The organism is Burkholderia sp. SIMBA_051, assembly GCF_046534915.1.
Classification (GTDB): Bacteria; Pseudomonadota; Gammaproteobacteria; order Burkholderiales; family Burkholderiaceae; genus Burkholderia; species Burkholderia ambifaria.
Genome location: NZ_JAWRXS010000431.1, coordinates 1 through 262, shown reverse-complemented (window position 1 = coordinate 262; position 262 = coordinate 1). Strand labels below are relative to the sequence as shown.

At 66.8% G+C, this 262-nt stretch carries 1 protein-coding gene; it reads right to left on the bottom strand.

The window, feature by feature from the left end:
• Window positions 1-262, bottom strand: a 262-nt coding sequence (locus SB771_RS35160) for a LysR substrate-binding domain-containing protein (RefSeq protein WP_410722064.1), incomplete at both ends; no start/stop codon positions are given.

Genomic DNA, 262 nt, shown 5'->3' with positions numbered 1-262 from the left:
CCATTCGACCGCGCATGAACGGCACGGCCTCCAGATGCTCATGCTCGATTGGCAGCGACGTGATTGCGACGTCGACGGTTTTGCTCAGCACTTCGAGCGGCAAGTCGGCCATCAGCGTGGTATGCCAGTCGACGCTGAGCCCCGGCAACTGCCGCTTCAGTTCCACGATGGCGGGCGCGACCACGCCAGGCGCAAGCGAAGGGCTGCACGCGACGCGCAGCAGGCTGGCCGGGCCAAGCGCGAGTGCCCGCGCGAATTCGTC